Genomic DNA, 14,495 nt, shown 5'->3' on the forward strand with positions numbered 1-14,495 from the left:
GGTAGCCGCGCCGTCATCAGGAAGGTGCGTGACCAATGAAGATCACCACGCCGACGGGGGCCGCCGCACCGGCCGCCGGCTCCCCGGGCGCCCCGCCGTCCGCCCCCGTCGACACCCCACGTCCCCGCGGCAGGGGGCGCAACGTCCGCTGGACCATCGCCGGCCTGTGCTTCTCCGGCCTGGTCGTCAACTACCTGGACCGTTCCGCCCTGGGCGTGGCGCTGCCCACCATGGCGAAGGACCTCCACATCAGCCAGAGCACCCAGGGTCTGGTGCTCAGCTCCTTCTTCGTGACGTACGCCCTGTGCCAGCTCCCCTCCGGGTGGCTGCTGGACAAGCTCGGGGTCAAGCCCGTCTTCGCCCTCGGCGCCCTGTGGTGGTCGCTGGCGACGGCGAGCATGGCGCTGGTGCGCGGTGTGGGTTCGCTGGTGACCACCCGCCTGCTGATGGGCGTCGGCGAGGCGTCCGGGTACCCGGCGCCCGCCAAGGCTGTCTCGCGCTGGTTCCCGGCCCGGGAGCGCACCCTGGCCAACAGCGTCTGGGACAACGGCTCCCGGGTGGGCACCGCGCTCGCCCTGCCGCTGATCACCGTGCTGGTGGCGTGGCTGCACTGGCGCGCGGCCTTCGCCATCATCGGCCTGGCCGGGCTGGTGTGGCTGGCGGCCTGGCTGAAGTGGTACCGCGAGCCGGAGGACCACCCGAAGCTGACCGAGGAGGAGCGCCGCTACATAGCGCAGGGCGGCGCCCGGCTGGAGTCCGCGGACGGTGCCCCGGCCGCGGCGACGAGCGGCCCGGCGCAGCCCGCAGACCTGCGGTGGCGTGACCTGTTCCGCTACCGGACGGTGTGGGGCATGATGATCGGCTTCTTCTGCCTCAACTACGTCATCTACTTCTTCATCACCTGGTTCCCCAGCTACCTCGTCGACGAGCGCGGCTTCGACCTGCTCCAACTCGGCTTCTTCGGCACCGTCCCCGGGCTGGTCGCCATCCTCGGCAGCCTCGCGGGCGGCTGGAGTGCGGACCGGCTGCTGCGCCGCGGCTGGTCCCTGACGAAGGTCCGCAAGACCTGCCTGGTCAGCGGCACCCTGGGGTCCTCCGTCATCGCCTTCGCCGTCATCGTCCCCACCGCCTGGGGCGCGCTGACCCTGCTGTCGGTCAGCTACGCGACGCTGACGTTCTCCACCGCCAGCGTGGCCTCCCTGCCCGCGGACGTCGCCCCCACCCCCGGCCACGTCGCCTCCCTCAGCGGCATCCAGAACTTCGCCTCCAACGTGGCGGGTGTCCTCGGCCCCATCGTCACCGGCCTGCTGCTGACCGCGTCCGGCGGCTCCTACCTGGTCCCGCTAGTGCTCTCCGGCGGCCTCTCGGTGGTCGGCGCCCTCACCTACGCCTTCGTCGTCCGCCGCGTGGAGCCGCTCGCCCCGCCGGCCGCGACCGCCTGAGGCGACCCGCACGCCACACCCGCTCGACCGCTTCACCCGCACCAGAAGGAGCCCCCCGTGCCCTCCGCCGAACCCGTCCGACCTGTCCGACCGGCCGTCGCGACACCCGCCCACCAGCGGGCCGCCGTCCTCCACGGACCGCGCGACCTGCGCGTCTCGGACCGTCCCGTACCCGTACCCGGTCCCGGACAGGTGCTGGTGCGGGTCGCTGCCGTCGGGCTGTGCGGCTCGGACCTGCACTACTACGCGGACGGCAGGAACGGGCCCAACGTCCTGCGGCAGCCGACCGTCCTGGGCCACGAGGCGAGCGGCGTCGTCCTGGCGACCGGTCCTGGCGCCGACCGCCACGCCCTCGGCACGCCCGTGGCCGTCGAGCCCGCCCACCCCTGCGGGCGGTGTGCCGCCTGCCGGTCCGGCCGCTACCACCAGTGCCCCCGCGGCACCTGCTTCGGCTCCCCGCCCACCGACGGCGCGCTGAGCGAACGGGTACTGGTCCCCGAGGACTTCGTCCACCCGCTGCCCGAGGGGCTCGCGGTGCGCGAGGGCGCGCTGGTGGAGCCGCTCGCCGTGGCGGTGCACGCGGTGCGGCGGGCCGGCGTCACCGTCGGCGACCGGGTGCTGGTGACCGGCGCCGGGCCGATCGGGCTGCTGGTGCTCCAGGTCGCGCTGGCCGCGGGCGCCGCGGCGGTGGAGGTCAGCGACGTCTCGGCGGCCCGGTTGCGGTGCGCCGCGGGGCTGGGCGCGAGCGCCGTCCACGACGCCGCGGAACTGCCGCCCGGCCCCGCCGCGACGCTCGCCGATCCCGCGGGCTTCGACGTGGCCCTGGACTGCTCGGGCAACGCCACCGCCCTGGCGGCGGGGCTGACCCGGCTGCGCCCCGGCGGCACCGCGGTCGTGGTCGGCAACCCCACCTCCGACACCACCGCCCTGCCGCTGGCCTGGGCGCAGCGCCAGGAGATCACCCTGACCACGGCCTTCCGCTACAGCGCGGGCGACTTCCCGGCTGCCGTGGCGCTGGCCGCCTCGGGCCGGGTCCGCCTGGCCGAACTGGTCACCGCCACCTTCCCGTTGGAGCAGGCTCCGCAGGCGCTGGAGACCGCGCTGACCGACCGCGACCAGCTCAAGGTCCTCGTCGTCCCCGGCCGGTCCCCCGCCGCCGGTGCCGCCACCACCGCGAAGGAGGCCCGCTCGTGACCGAACCGGCCACCGCCCCCCGCCTGTCCCGCGCGCACCTGCCGGTCCCCGGCATCCGCCGGCCCGCCGCCGTGCCCGAGCAGGGCATCGTCCACCTGGGCCTGGGCAACTTCCACCGCGCCCACCAGGCGGTGCTGACCGCCGAGGCGCTGCAGCACGAGCCCGGGCCCTGGGGCATCACCGGTGTCGCCACCAGCCGCCGCGCGCACGCCCGCCCGGTGATCGCCGAGATGGCCGCCCAGGACGGCCTCTACACGGTCCTGACCCTGGCCGGCGGCGGATCGGTCGCCGCCGAGGTGCCGGGTGTCCACGGGCCCGGGCTCTCCGCCCGCGAGCAGGGCGCCGAGGTGGTGGCCGCCCTCGGCTCCGCCACCACCCGCATCGTGACCCTGACCGTGACGGAGAAGGGCTACCGGTCCGGGCCCGGCGGGGCGCTGGACACCGACGACCCCGAGGTGGCCGCCGACCTGGCGGGCGTGGGCCCGCCGCGCACCACGCCGGGCCTGCTGGTGCGCGGCCTCCAGCAGCGGGTGCGCAGCCACGCCGCACCCCTCACCCTGCTCTCCTGCGACAACCTCAGCGACAACGGTGCCCAGCTGGCCCGGCTGCTGCGGGAGTTCACCGAAGGGCTGCCGGCCGCCGAGCGCGAGGAGCTGCTGCCGTACCTCTCCCGGGCCGTCGCCACGCCCGGCAGCATGGTGGACCGCATCGTGCCGGCCACCACCGAGGACCACCGGGACCTGGTGGCCCGCTGCTTCGGACTGCGCGACACGGTGCCGGTGCCGGCCGAGCCCTACCGGCTGTGGGTGGTGCAGGACGAGTTCGCCGCGGGCCGGCCCGCCTGGGAGCGGGCTGCGGGCGCGGTGCTGGCCGCTTCGCACGAGGAGGTCAGCGCCTACGAGTTGATGAAGCTGCGGCTGCTCAACGGCGCCCACTCGCTCCTGGCCTACCTGGGCCTGCTCGGCGGCCACGCGCTGATGGCCGACGCGGCCTCCGATCCGGCGCTGCACGCCGTGGTGCGCCACGCCATGCTCCAAGAGATCCTGCCGACGCTCACCCCGCCGCCCGGCGTCGACGGGCCCGGCTACGTCGAGGAGTTGCTGACCCGCTTCACCAACCGGGCGCTGGGCCACCGCACCGCGCAGGTCGCCGCCGACGGCTCGCTCAAGATCCCGGTGCGGTGGCCGGCCGTCCTCGCGCACGGTCTGCGCGCCGGGGACTGCCCGCCGGTGGTGGCGCTCGGCCTGGCCGCGTACCTGCACGTGGTCACCGGCGGGACGGAGGCCTACGACGCGGCGGCGCTCGGTGAGGTCTGCGACCCGGCGGCCGGCCGGCTGCGCGCCCTGGCCGCCCGGGCCGTGGGCGGCCGGCAGCGCACCGCGCTGCTGCTGGCCGAGGGCGGGCTGCTGCCGCCCCCACTCGCCACCGACCCGGCGCTGGTCACCGCGGTCGCCGAGCACGCCGAGGCACTGGCCCGGCACGGCGCCCACCAGGTCACCGCCTCGCTGGCGAAGACGCTCGCCGACGGGGCCTGACCGCCCCAGGTCCACCGCGTCCGGGCCGAGGGCCCGGCCGCCCCACGTCCACCCGCACCGCACTCCCCGCGAGGAGCACCATGGCCACCATCACCGACGCCACCGTCCACGTCACCTGCCCCGGCCGCAACTACGTGACGTTGAAGATCACCACCTCCGACGGCGTCACCGGCATCGGCGACGCCACCCTCAACGGCCGCGAACTCGCGGTCGCCTCCTACCTGCGCGACCACGTCTGCCCGCTGCTGATCGGCCGGGACGCGCACCGCATCGAGGACACCTGGCAGTACCTCTACAAGGGCGCCTACTGGCGGCGCGGGCCCGTCACCATGACGGCGATCGCCGCCGTCGACGTCGCCCTGTGGGACATCAAGGGCAAGGTGGCCGGTCTGCCGCTGTACCAACTGCTGGGCGGCGCGGCCCGCGACGGGGTGACCGTCTACGGGCACGCCAGCGGCGACACCGTCCCCGAGCTGCTTCAGGACGTGCAGCGGTTCCTGGACCGGGGCTTCCGCGCGGTGCGGGCGCAGGCCGCCGTGCCCGGGCTGGAGCGGGTCTACGGCCAGCGCAAGGGCGGCGGGGACACCTACGAGCCGGCGGACGGTTCACTGCCCTCGGTGGAGGACTGGGACACCGGCGCCTACCTGGACTTCGTACCGAGCTACATGGCCGCGGTACGGGAGAAGTTCGGCTACGGCTTCCAGCTCCTGCACGACGTCCACCACCGGCTCACCCCGATCGAGGCGGCGCGGCTGGGCAAGTCGCTGGAGCCCTACCGGATGTTCTGGATCGAGGACGCGACACCGGCCGAGGACCAGGAGGCCTTCGACCTCATCCGCCGCCACACCACCACGCCGCTGGCGGTCGGTGAGATCTTCAACAGCGTCTTCGACTGCCAGCACCTGATCACGCGCCGGCTCATCGACTACGTCCGGGCCTCCGTCTCCCACGCCGGCGGCGTCACCCAGCTCCGCAAGATCTTCGCGCTCGCCGAGCCCTACGGGGTGCGCTCCGGTTCGCACGGCGCGGGCGACCTCTCGCCGGTGTCCTTCGCCGCCGCCCTCCACCTGGACCTGTCGATCCCCAACTTCGGCATGCAGGAGTACATGGCGCACCTGCCGGGCTACGAGGAGGTCTTCCGCACCTCCTGGACCTTCGAGGACGGCCTCATGCACCCCGGCGACGCCCCCGGTATCGGCGTCGAGTTCGACGAGGATGCCGCCGCCCGGTACCCGTACTCGCCCAAGTACCTTCCGGTGAACCGGCTGCGGGACGGCTCGGTGCACGACTGGTGACCCCGGGGGGCCTGGCGCGGCCCGGTGGGGACGGCTTGCGGGGTGGGAGGCCCGGCGGCGGGCTCCCGGGCCGGGCCGCCCGGCGCCCGGTGCGCCCCACCCGGCGGGCGGATGGCTGCCATCCGCCGGGCGGATGACGGGCCGGGCCGGCCCCGGAGGACGCCTCCCGGGGCTGTGCACGGCACCGCCGTGTGACCGACCATGACAGGGCGGGCGGCGCCGCGCCGCAGGCCGTCCGACGGCGCTCCCCCACAGCGGAGACCGCCGAGCGGCAGGCGGGACGGCGTGACCGGACGCATGCGGGGCCGCGGGGGCACCACCGGCCCGGCACGGCCCCGGGTACGCCCGCACACGGCACCCGACCGCCCCCGCTGGGAGAGACATGGCCCACTCCGCGACCGACGACCCGAGCGCCCCGTTCCCCCGCCGCCCCCTGGGCCGCACCGGGCTGGACGTCACCCCGCTGTGCTTCGGCGGCGGCCCGCTCGGGGGCATGCCGCAGAACTTCGGCTACCAGGTCCCGCCGGAGCGGGCCGCGGCGACGCTGCGCGAGATCCTCGCCGGGCCGGTCAACTTCCTGGACACCTCCAACAACTACGGCGAGGGCCGCAGCGAGCAGCGCATCGGCGCGGCCCTGCGCGAGGCGGGCGGCGTACCCGACGGCTTCGTCCTGGCCACCAAGGCCGACCGGGACGAGCGCACCGGGGACTTCTCCGGGGAGCGGGTGCGGCGCAGCGCCGAGGAGAGCGCCCAGCGGCTCGGCCTGGACCACTTCCCCCTCTACCACCTGCACGACCCGGAGAACGCGGACTTCGCGGAGACGGTCGGCCCCGGCGGCGCGGTCGAGGCGATGGTCGCCCTGCGGGAGGAGGGCGTCGCCGGCTCCATCGGCGTGGCGGGCGGGCCCGTGGACCTGATGATCCGCTACATCGAGACCGGCGCCTTCGACGTCGTCCTCACCCACAACCGCTACACCCTCCTGGACCGCAGCGCCGAACGGCTCTTCGAGGTGGCCGCCGCGCACGGCGTGGCGGTGCTCAACGCCGCGCCCTTCGCCGGCGGGATCCTGGCCAAGGGGCCCGGACAGCAGCCCAGGTACGCCTACCGGGAGACGCCCGCGCCGGTGCGCGAGCGGGTGCTGCGCATCGCGGAGCTGTGCCGCGAGGCCGGTGTGCCCACGGCCGCCGCGGCGCTCCAGTTCTCGCTGCGCGACCCGCGCATCACCGCCACCGTCGCGGGGGTCTCCACGCCCGAACGCGTCCGGCAGACCGTGGAGCTGGCGCTCACCGACATCCCCGACGGGCTCTGGGCGGAACTGGACGCCCTGGCCCTGCCGCCCGAGCTCTGGCTCGACGGCGCTCCCGAGACCGCCACCGCCGCGAAGGGAACCACCCGCTGATGTCCGTCACCGACCGTCCGCTCCCCCTCGCCGCCGAGCCCGCCCGCCCCCTCGCCCTGCCCGAGGGCTTCGCCTGGGGCACCGCGACCGCCGCCTACCAGATCGAGGGCGCCACCTCCGAGGGCGGCCGGGCGCCGTCCATCTGGGACACCTTCTGCCGCGTCCCCGGTGCCGTGCTCGGCGGTGACAACGGCGACGTGAGCGTGGACCACTACCACCGCTACCGCGAGGACATCGCCCTCCTCGCCGACCTGGGCGCCACCCACTACCGCTTCTCGCTGGCCTGGCCGCGGCTCCAGCCCACCGGCCGGGGCGAACTGAACGCCGAGGGGCTGGACTTCTACCAGCGCCTGGTGGACGCCCAGCTCGAAGCGGGCATCGAGCCCTGGGTCACCCTCTACCACTGGGACCTGCCGCAGGCGCTGGAGGACGCCGGGGGCTGGCCCGCGCGCGAGACCGCCGACCGGTTCGCCGACTACGCGGTGCGGGTCCACGAGCGGCTGGGCGACCGGGTGCGCAACTGGACGACGATGAACGAGCCGTGGTGCTCGGCGTTCCTCGGCTACGGCAACGGCCACCACGCGCCCGGCGTGCAGGACCCGGTGGCCGCGCTGCGCGCCGCCCACCACCTGATGCTGGCCCACGGCCGGGCGGTGCGCGCCATGCGCGGGACGGGCCTGGCCGGCGAGCACTCCTACGGCCTCACCCTCAACCTCTACCCCGTCACCCCGGCCCGGCCCGGGGAGGCCGCCGACCTCGAAGCGGCCCGGCGCATCGACGGCCTGATGAACCGCGTCTTCCTCGACCCGGTCCTGCGCGGCGCCTACCCGGACGACGTCCTGGCGCACGTGCGCGGCAACGTCGGGGAGCCGGACTGGATCCGCGAGGCGGACCTTGCGGAGATCAGCGTCCCCGTCGACGTGCTCGGCATCAACACCTACTCACGGCACGTGGTGCGCGCCGCCGGGCAGCCCGCGCCCGCGGGCACCCCCTCGCCCTGGGTGGCCTGCGAGGACGTCGAGTTCGTCACCACCGGGCTGCCGCAGACCGCTATGGGCTGGGAGGTCGACCCGGAGGGCATCGCCGAGGTCATCACCCGGGTGGACCGCGAGTACGGCCGCGGCGCGGGACGTGAACTGCCGCTCTACATCACGGAGAACGGCGCCGCCTATCCGGACCCGCAGACCGCCGACGCCGAGGGGCGCGTCCACGACCCGGACCGCGTGGCCTACCTCGACGGTTACGTGCGGGCCGCGCTGCGGGCCCGCGAGGAGGGCGCCGACCTGCGCGGTTACTTCGTCTGGTCGCTGCTGGACAACTTCGAGTGGGCCTGGGGCTACGACCGGCGGTTCGGCATCGTCCACGTCGACTACGCCACCCAGCGGCGCACGGTGAAGGACAGCGGACGCTGGTTCGCGGAGGTCGCCCGGCGCCCCAGGCGCTGACCGGCCGGGGCGGACCGGTGCGCAGCCTCCGGCCGGGTTCCCGGCCGGCCACCGGGGCCCGCGCGCCGGGGGCCGGTCCGCCACCCGCGCGGGCCGGAGCGTCCGGCGCGGGCGGGGCCGTCCAGGCGGGGGCGTCGTAGAGTGCGCCGGGGAGGCACGAGGACATGGACACCACGGGGACGCGGCACGACGGCGGCCGGGCGGAAGCGCCCGGGCCGCCCCCGGCGCGGACGCAGGCACGGACGCGGTCCGGCGCCGCTCCCGACGCGGCGGACGCCGCCCCCGGGGCACCGGCGGACGGCGGGCCCCCGGTGACCATCCGGGACGTGGCCCTGGCCTCCGGGGTGTCCAAGGCAGCCGTCTCCAAGGCGCTCAACGGCCGGCCCGGCGTCTCCGACACCACCCGGACCCGCATCCTGGCGACCGCCACCCGGCTGGGCTGGCGCCCCAACTCCACTGCGGCGGCGCTCGCCCACGGCCGCACCCGCACCGTCGGCATGGTGCTGGACCGCCCGCCGGACCTGCTGAGCGCCGACCCCTTCTTCCCCGAACTGCTCTCCGGCGTCGAGCGGGTCCTCGCGCCCCTCGGCTACACGCTGACGCTGCGCATCTCCACGCCCGACTCCGAGCAGGCGGAGGACGAGATGTACCGCAGTCTGGCGGTGGAGCACCGCGTCGCCGGTGTGATCATGGCCGATCCCCGGTGTGACGACGGCCGGTTCGCCCTGGTGCGCCGACTGGGCCTGCCCGCGGTGCTGATCAGCCGGCCGTGGGCCGGAGCCGACCTGCCGTGCGTGGAGGAACGCCACCCCGACAGCGGGATCGCCGACGTCGTACGGCACTTCGCCGGCCTGGGCCACCGCCGCGTCGGCTACGTCCACGGCCCCCACCGCCTCGCCCACGTCTCCCAGCGCCTCTCGCTCTTCCACAGCACCGCACGCGAGGCCGGGCTGACGGTGACCGCGCTGCGGCAGGCGGACTTCACCGCACCGAGCGGGGCCGCCGCCACGGCCGACCTCCTCCGGCAGGCCGACCGGCCCACCGCTGTCTTCTACGACAGCGACATCATGGCGATCGCCGGCATCCAGACCCTGCGGGCCGAGGGCCTCTCCGTGCCCGGGGACGTCTCGGTCGCCGGCCACGACGACCTTCCCGTCAGCCGCTGGATCTCCCCCGCCCTCACCACCGTCCGCCAGGACGTGCAGGGCCGCGGCGAACGGGCCGCCCGCCGCCTCCTGCACGAACTCGGCGAACCGCTGACCCCGCCCGACCTGATGCCGGACTCCACCCTGGTGGTCCGCGAGTCGACGGGAACACCGCCCCGGGCGTGATCCGCGGGTTCAGGGGTCGGCCCGGTCCGGCGACCGCTGCCGGCCGCCGGTCCGGGGACCCGGCGTCCGCCGCGACTGCACCGCGCTCCCCCTGTCCCTCGCCCCGCGCCCTGCGTTACCGTCGGAGCACCCGGTGACGAAACCGGTTAACCGACCGCTGCGGAGGCCTGGGGGACATGGACTACCGGCACGAGTGGGTCGCGAGTTTCGTCGCCGTCGCCGACCACGGCGGCTTCTCGGCAGCCGCCGCGGCGCTCGGCCGGTCCCAGCCGCGGGTGAGCGCACACGTCGCCGCCCTGGAGAAGGCGCTGGGGCTGCGGCTCTTCGACCGCGGGCGGCACCCGGTGGGCCTCACCCCGGAGGGCCGGACGCTGCTCGGCCACGCGCGTTCCGCCCTGCGCCAGTTGGCCTCGCTGGGCTCGCTCGCCGGCGAGGCGCGCGAGGGGCTGCGCGGCGAGGTACGGCTGGGGGTGGACCCCGACGCGGCGCCCTTCCTCCTGCCGAGGCTGCTCACCCGGGTCCGCGACACCTGCCCCGGGGTGCACGTCCTCCCCCGGGAGGCCACCGCCTCCGCGCTGTCGCGCGGGCTCGCCGAGGGGACCTACGACCTGGCCGTGTACCGCCCGGAACCGGCGGACGGGCCGACCGGGAAGCGGGCCCGGGGGGAAGAGCTGTGGCCGACCACCACGGTCGCCGTCCTGCCCGAGGGGACCGGCACGGACGGCCCGCGCGCCCACCTCGGCACGTGGCGGGCGGGCCAGGGGGCCGACGGGATCGAGGGGACGGAGCGGGCCGAGGGGGTCGGGCGGGTGCCGGCGCGGGGCGCAGACACTCCCGCGGGCTGCGCGGAGGCGTTCGGTGCGGCACTGCCGGCGGCCCTGCCCCGCCCCCTGGTGGTGCTCGGCGACCACGAGGAGGCCGAGCGCACGGTGGCGCTGCTGGGGCTGGGGCCCGAGGTGCGGGCGCTGGGGACCGCGCAGGTGCTCACGATGCTCTCGCTGGTGCGACGCGGCTGGGGCGCGGGGGTGACCGACGCCCTCAACCTGCACGGCGCAGACCTGGCGGGCCTGCGGATCGTCCCGCTGCCGGTCCACCGCGGACCCATGACGCTCTGGTGGCCCGCCGACCGCGCCGCGACCCCCTCGGGGCGCGCGGTGCGCCGCTGCGTGCGGCTGGCGGCGGCGCCCGCCACCCACCAGGCGCGCACGGTCCTCTCCCACCGCCCGGCGGACACCTCGGCGCCGCTCGCCGGCTGACGCCCACGGGCATCGCGGGCCGGCAGGGCGGACACCCGGACGGTGCTGCCGGGTGACCACCACCCTGAGCATCGCCTCACGCACCTACCGTACGGGGCCGCTTCTGGCCACTTCGAGTAGTCCGTTTTGGGCGCTTATGCTAGATTTATATGCGTTGCGAGACGTGTACTCGCGCACCGAGAACAGCACTACACATCACCCCATCTCCTCGCGCGAAGGGGGTACTTCATGAGTGCGCCGGTTTCTCACCACACCAACATCGAGGACCACCCGGACATCCAAGCGATGCGGGCCAAGCACGACCGTGCGGCGTCCGGACCCACCGGAGGGATCTTCGAGGGGCTGGCCTTCCTGGCCGGACTCTTCATCGCGATCTCGCCGTGGATCGTGGGCTTCTACACCAGCTCGACGGTGCTGACCGTCAGCAGCCTGGTGATCGGCCTCGCCATCTCGGCGCTGACCCTGACCCTGGGGTCGAACTACGGCCGCACCCACCACATCGGCTGGGCGCTTCCGCTGATGGGCGCCTGGGTGCTGATCTCCCAGTGGGTGATGAAGGGAGCCCCGGACAACACCCACATCATCGTCACCAACGTCATCGGGGGTGGTGTGGCTGCGTTCTGCGGCCTGGCCATGATGACCTTCGCCATGCGCAAGGGCAAGAAGACCGCCCGGGCAGGTGGCGGAGACACCGAGATGGACAGCGGTGACGCACGGCGCGGCATGAGGCACGGCCGCCGTGCAGCGAAGATGACACGCGCACAGGAGAGGGACGAACGGGACCGCCCGGGCGGTATGTGATCACCCCGGCGGACAGCAACACCGGACAGCGCGTCGTCCAGTGACGCGCGGGGCCCCGGCTCCCCATCGGGAGCGCGGGGCCTCTTGCCTGCGCCGGGGCCGGCGGCGCGGGACGTCGTGCGCCCGCACCGCAGCACCCCCTCCGTGGGCCCCACCGACCGCCGGAGCCCGGACCTCTCCCGTACGCCCGGGCCCGCGAGCCGCCGCTGCCGCACATCCCGGGCCGGTGGCCGGCGGGGTACGGGGGGGGCGCGGGGGTCAGTCCAGGTGCACGGGGACGGAGTCGACGCCGTACACGATGGACAGCTTGCGGAAGGCCAACTTGCGCTCGTCGACGGCCAGCCGCATCTTCGGGAACCGCTGCGCGAGGGCCGGGTAGGCGGTACGCAGCTCCATGCGGGCCAGTTCCGCTCCGACGCAGCGGTGTATGCCGTAGCCGAAGGCCAGGTGCGAGGGCACGGAACGGTGCGGGTCGAAACGCTCCATGTCGGGGCCGAGCCCGCCGTCGCGGTCGGCGCCGCTGAGGGAGCAGAGGACGACGTCGCCGGCGCGCACGGCCACCCCGCCGATCTCCATGTCCTCCCGTGCGAACCGGGGGAAGGCCACCTGCACCACGGTGAGGTAGCGCAGCAGCTCCTCGACGTAGGCCTCGGTGGCCTCCTCGCTCTCGGCCATCGCGGCGAAGTGCTCCCGGTCGCGCAGCAGCACCAGCACACCCAGGGCCAGCATGCTCGCCGTCGTCTCGAAGCCGCCGGTGAGCACGCCGTCGGCGAGTCCGGCGAGTTCCTCGTCGCTGACGTCGTCGCCGTGCTCCCGGAGGATCATGCCGATCAGTCCGTCGCCCGGCTCCTGGCGCTGCCTGGCGACCAGTTCGCGGAAGTAGCCGAGCGACTCCGATATCGCACCGAGCGAGGCGTTGGCCCCGCCGAAGAGGTCGAAGCGGGCGGCGCTGAGGCGTTCGAAGTCCGCACGGTCCTCGTAGGGCACGCCCAGCAGTTCACAGATGACGAGGGAGGGGATGGGGAGGGCGAAGTGCTTGACGAGGTCCACGGGCTCGCCGGACTGCGCCTCCTTCTCCATCGTGCTCAGGCACTCCTCGACGATGTCGTGGATACGCGGAGTGAGCCGGCCCAGGCGCCGCATGGTGAACTCCGGCGTCAGCAGCCGGCGCAGCCGGGTGTGCACGGGCGGGTCGGCGAAACCGAGGCCGCCGGGGTTCTGTTCCGTGCTGGCACCGGCGTTGCCGATGAGGTTGGTGAAGTCGGTGCTGAACGCCTTCGCCTTGCCGAGCACCTGCTTGACCTCGTCGTAGCCGGTGACCAGCCAGACGTTGGCGGCTATCGGCACGGGCAACCGGCTCACCGGAGCCTTGCGCCGCACCTCCCCGAGACTCGGTACGGGATCGAACCCCTCGCGCCGCAGCGGCATGAGCACCTTGTCCGGCAGGAAGGACATCTTGGACAGGTCGAAGCCCGTCTTCTGCTTTCTCGCCAGATACCTACGGCCGACCCATGCGAGGAACTGGGAGCGGAGAGTCGTCATGCCGCCCATACTGCCTGCCAACGGCATACGCGGTCACACGCCTCAGGGTTACATCAGGGACACTTCGGATAACAATCCGGGTGTCGTACAGGGGTGTTGTACGTGTACCGCCACGGACCCCGCGAACGGGAGTGACGCAGGGCACACCCCGGGCCTCCGCCGAGCCCGCCACCCCGGCCACCGCACCAGGCCGCGACTCCGGCCCCACCCCCGTCCACCCGCGACCGCCGCCCGCGAGAGTCACCGCCGACAGCCTTCCCCGGCGGCCACCGGGAGCCCCGCACCCCTCACTCACCGCGCCCCGCCGACGAGGTGGCGACGACGGGCCGGCGCAGCCTCCACCACCGACCGCCCTTGACGTAAGAGCCCCCTCGCGCCGGAGGGCACCCCGCCCGCGGGGAGGACTTCACTGCCCGGAGTGACGAGTTGCGGGCGTTCCGTGACAGTCCTAGCGTGAGACCGCAAGGCGGGCACAGTCGTGCATATCTGCGCATGTCGCCCTGCATCTCACTCCGTCGTCCGACCCCTCGGGGACGTACCGCCAGGTGGGCCCACCCGGCCAGGCCGCCCCGGGACGGACTGCTCACCCATCACTCACGGACATCCCCGCAGGAGGAAGCGCATGTTCTCCATCACCAAGTCCGGCAAGATCGCCCTCTGCCTCGCGGCCGGTGCGATGACCACCGCGGTCGCCGCCGGACCCGCCGTCGCCGACGCCCCCGACGGCCACGGCCACCACCACCTCTACAAGGGGCGGGTCATCGCCCGGACCGGCCTGCTGGTCCGCACCGGCCCGAGCACCCACTACCGGGTGGTGGGCTTCAACAAGTACGGCTCGATCGTGAAGATCGTCTGCAAGAAGAACGGCGAGAACATCCGGGGCAACAAGCGCTGGTACCGCCTCGCCGACGGCCGGTACGCCTGGTCCTCCGCCCGCTACATCGAGAACATCGGCCCGGCCCCGCGCTGGTGCTGAACCGACAGCCGCCCCACGGGCCGGGCCCTGCCCGGTAGGCGGTGTCCCCGGTGAGCGGTCCGGCCGCCCGCGTCCCCAGGACGCCGGGCGGCCACCGCAGTTCCCCCCCGGCAGCCCACCGCCCCCACCGGGCCGACCGCCGCTTCCCCGCCGGCCCGGCCACCCCCGGACGACCAGGCGCGCCACCCCGCACCGGCCCCCGACCCGACCGCCCGTCACCCGTCACCCGTCGCCCGTCGCCCGTCGCCCGTCACCCGTCGCCCGTCGCCCGTCGCCCGT

General features: G+C 74.7%; 11 protein-coding genes. 10 read left to right on the forward strand and 1 reads right to left on the reverse strand.

Annotated features, from left to right (window positions below; genetic code table 11):
• Positions 1-35: 35 nt before the first annotated feature.
• From ACFV3R_RS12780 to ACFV3R_RS12820, 9 genes are all read left to right on the forward strand, one after another.
• Positions 36-1,442, forward strand: coding sequence for an MFS transporter (locus ACFV3R_RS12780; RefSeq protein ID WP_385580110.1), 1,407 nt, complete (start codon positions 36-38; stop codon positions 1,440-1,442).
• Between the two features lie 57 nt (positions 1,443-1,499).
• Complete coding sequence (locus ACFV3R_RS12785) at positions 1,500-2,636, forward strand: NAD(P)-dependent alcohol dehydrogenase (protein ID WP_385580113.1); 1,137 nt, start codon at positions 1,500-1,502, stop codon at positions 2,634-2,636.
• Positions 2,633-4,171 (forward strand): mannitol dehydrogenase family protein, encoded by a 1,539-nt coding sequence (locus ACFV3R_RS12790; protein WP_385580116.1) that lies wholly within the window; start codon positions 2,633-2,635, stop codon positions 4,169-4,171. The genes ACFV3R_RS12785 and ACFV3R_RS12790 overlap by 4 nt, the downstream gene beginning before the upstream one ends.
• Before the next feature lie 80 nt (positions 4,172-4,251).
• Positions 4,252-5,466 (forward strand): D-mannonate dehydratase ManD, encoded by a 1,215-nt coding sequence (manD, locus tag ACFV3R_RS12795; RefSeq protein WP_385580119.1) that lies wholly within the window; start codon positions 4,252-4,254, stop codon positions 5,464-5,466.
• A 382-nt stretch (positions 5,467-5,848) separates the two neighbouring features.
• Positions 5,849-6,865, forward strand: coding sequence for an aldo/keto reductase (locus tag ACFV3R_RS12800; protein ID WP_385580123.1), 1,017 nt, complete (start codon positions 5,849-5,851; stop codon positions 6,863-6,865).
• Positions 6,865-8,310, forward strand: coding sequence for a GH1 family beta-glucosidase (locus ACFV3R_RS12805; RefSeq protein ID WP_385580126.1), 1,446 nt, complete (start codon positions 6,865-6,867; stop codon positions 8,308-8,310). Before ACFV3R_RS12800 ends, ACFV3R_RS12805 begins: the two co-directional genes overlap by 1 nt.
• 164 nt (positions 8,311-8,474) lie before the next feature.
• Entirely contained in the window at positions 8,475-9,641 is a 1,167-nt protein-coding gene (locus tag ACFV3R_RS12810; RefSeq protein ID WP_385580129.1) for a LacI family DNA-binding transcriptional regulator, read from the forward strand.
• A 176-nt stretch (positions 9,642-9,817) separates the two neighbouring features.
• Positions 9,818-10,897: a LysR family transcriptional regulator gene (locus ACFV3R_RS12815; RefSeq protein WP_385580132.1), complete on the forward strand. Its 1,080-nt coding sequence runs from the start codon at positions 9,818-9,820 to the stop codon at positions 10,895-10,897.
• A 228-nt stretch (positions 10,898-11,125) separates the two neighbouring features.
• Positions 11,126-11,698, forward strand: a complete 573-nt coding sequence (locus tag ACFV3R_RS12820; RefSeq protein WP_385580134.1) for an SPW repeat protein — start codon at positions 11,126-11,128, stop codon at positions 11,696-11,698.
• A 258-nt stretch (positions 11,699-11,956) separates the two neighbouring features.
• Here the strand turns inward: ACFV3R_RS12820 and ACFV3R_RS12825 are convergent, their stop codons facing one another.
• Positions 11,957-13,249, reverse strand: coding sequence for a cytochrome P450 (locus ACFV3R_RS12825; protein WP_385580521.1), 1,293 nt, complete (start codon positions 13,247-13,249; stop codon positions 11,957-11,959).
• A gap of 613 nt (positions 13,250-13,862) precedes the next feature.
• On the opposite strand from ACFV3R_RS12825, the gene ACFV3R_RS12830 reads away from it, so the two are divergent.
• On the forward strand, positions 13,863-14,216 hold the full coding sequence (locus ACFV3R_RS12830; RefSeq protein WP_385580138.1) for an SH3 domain-containing protein: 354 nt from the start codon (positions 13,863-13,865) through the stop codon (positions 14,214-14,216).
• The last annotated feature ends 279 nt before the right edge of the window (positions 14,217-14,495 follow it).

Source organism: Streptomyces sp. NPDC059740, from assembly GCF_042733155.1.
Classification (GTDB): domain Bacteria; phylum Actinomycetota; class Actinomycetes; order Streptomycetales; family Streptomycetaceae; genus Streptomyces.

What these genes read in the sequence shown, in the direction of transcription:
- ACFV3R_RS12800 (WP_385580123.1), top strand. Translation starts at nt 5,849, where the DNA reads ATGGCCCACTCCGCGACCGACGACCCGAGCGCCCCGTTCCCCCGCCGC.
- ACFV3R_RS12810 (WP_385580129.1), top strand. Translation starts at nt 8,475, where the DNA reads ATGGACACCACGGGGACGCGGCACGACGGCGGCCGGGCGGAAGCGCCC.
- ACFV3R_RS12780 (WP_385580110.1), top strand. Translation starts at nt 36, where the DNA reads ATGAAGATCACCACGCCGACGGGGGCCGCCGCACCGGCCGCCGGCTCC.
- ACFV3R_RS12830 (WP_385580138.1), top strand. Translation starts at nt 13,863, where the DNA reads ATGTTCTCCATCACCAAGTCCGGCAAGATCGCCCTCTGCCTCGCGGCC.
- ACFV3R_RS12805 (WP_385580126.1), top strand. Translation starts at nt 6,865, where the DNA reads ATGTCCGTCACCGACCGTCCGCTCCCCCTCGCCGCCGAGCCCGCCCGC.
- manD (WP_385580119.1), top strand. Translation starts at nt 4,252, where the DNA reads ATGGCCACCATCACCGACGCCACCGTCCACGTCACCTGCCCCGGCCGC.
- ACFV3R_RS12815 (WP_385580132.1), top strand. Translation starts at nt 9,818, where the DNA reads ATGGACTACCGGCACGAGTGGGTCGCGAGTTTCGTCGCCGTCGCCGAC.
- ACFV3R_RS12825 (WP_385580521.1), bottom strand. Translation starts at nt 13,249, where the DNA reads ATGGGCGGCATGACGACTCTCCGCTCCCAGTTCCTCGCATGGGTCGGC.
- ACFV3R_RS12820 (WP_385580134.1), top strand. Translation starts at nt 11,126, where the DNA reads ATGAGTGCGCCGGTTTCTCACCACACCAACATCGAGGACCACCCGGAC.